The following is a 1604-nucleotide window of genomic DNA, read 5'->3' as shown; positions in this document are numbered from 1 at the left end:
GTTATTTTGGTCACCACAAAACGGGGTAAAGCCGGAGAGGTGAAGCTCGATTATAATGCCTTCGCCGGCATCAAAAATATTTCCCATAATATACCTCTGCTGAACGGACAGCAACTGGCCGAATTGATTAATGAGGAAATGTACAATAAGGATCCTTCGCGCAAAGATTATCTGGCCGCGCTGTCTAAACCCTCCGACATCGGGCACGGGTATAATATGATGGACGAATTGCTGCAGACGGGCAATTATCAACGGCATAATCTCTCGGTTTCCGGCGGATCTCAAAACGCCAATTTTCGGCTTAGCGGTATCTATGCGACAGACAAATCCATTATTATTCAAGATAAAAATAAGTATTATGGCGCCCAATTTATCTCTGATTTTACCAAAGGAAAACTCAAGATAGGCGAAACCCTTTCCTTAGGTTACACCCGCCGCAACTGGAGCGACAAAAATATCATCGATGCGCAAAAGTGGTCCTCGACATTACCGCTCTACGATGCCAACAGCAGCACTGGTTTTGCCGGAGCTGGCAATGGAACGGATGTTCAGAGTGCATTGGCAAATGCATACCTCAATAAAAACGTCAATGACAACTTTTCGGTAAACGGCAATGCCTGGGCTACTTATGAGATTATAAAAGGCCTGGTTTACAAATTTAATATGGGGATCGACCTTAGCCGGGTGCGGAATGAGGGGTATATAGGTAACTACTCTGTCGGACAATATCAGAACCATAATCCGGATGAACTCAATATTTCCAGCAGTCAGAATAACCGCTGGTTATTTGAAAACACGCTGACTTATGAAAATAACTTTGGTAAGCATGCGATTTCGGCTTTGGCGGGAATCACTTCAGAAGAATCCCGGTATAATGCTGTCAATGCTGGGGCCCGTGGTTTGCCGAGTCCGGATGTTTTGATCCTTAATTCGGCATCCCTGGCGAGTTCCCGTCTTGTGGGGTCAGGTGTGGGACAGTCTGCCATGTATTCCATGCTGGGACGTGTCAACTATAATTATGATAACCGCTACTTGTTGACATTTAATATGCGACGGGATGGATCGGCCAACTTTAGCAATCAATACCGCTATGGAAACTTTCCTTCGGTATCAGCGGGATGGCGGATCAGTCAGGAATCTTTCATGAAAGCATTTCCTGCGATCAGCGAATTGAAGCTCCGAGCTAGTTACGGGCTTTTGGGTAATTCGGATATTGCACAATATCAGTATCAACGGACAGTTAGTTTCGACCATGTCTGGTATTACCTGAACAATGTGATGGTCACGGGGGCCCTGCCACAGACTCCCTCGAATCCGAATGTAAAATGGGAAAGTCAGTATTCAACTGATCTTGGTCTCGATCTGGAGCTTTTTGATCATAAATTGGCTTTGACAGTTGATTACTATAATAAAAAGACCGAGGACATGCTGATCAATGTACCCATTTCGTTTACCGCAGGCTATGGTAACAACTTTCCCGTGCTGAATGCCGGTAGCATACGGAATCGGGGCTGGGATATCCTGGCTTCCTACAAAGATCAGGTCGGTAATTTTGGCTATCGTATCGGCGCCAATATTTCTTTTGTGAAAAACCGCGTGCTGAG

The 1604-nt window shown here is 45.4% G+C and carries 1 protein-coding gene; it reads left to right on the top strand.

All coding sequences use genetic code 11. The features are described from left to right. The coding region (locus tag B2X72_RS07505; protein ID WP_286848879.1) for a SusC/RagA family TonB-linked outer membrane protein at positions 1-1604 on the top strand (1604 nt) is incomplete at both ends.

Source organism: Sphingobacterium sp. UBA7253 (assembly GCF_002472745.1).
Classification (GTDB): domain Bacteria; phylum Bacteroidota; class Bacteroidia; order Sphingobacteriales; family Sphingobacteriaceae; genus Sphingobacterium; species Sphingobacterium siyangense.
This window is presented reverse-complemented; position numbering and strand designations above follow the sequence as displayed.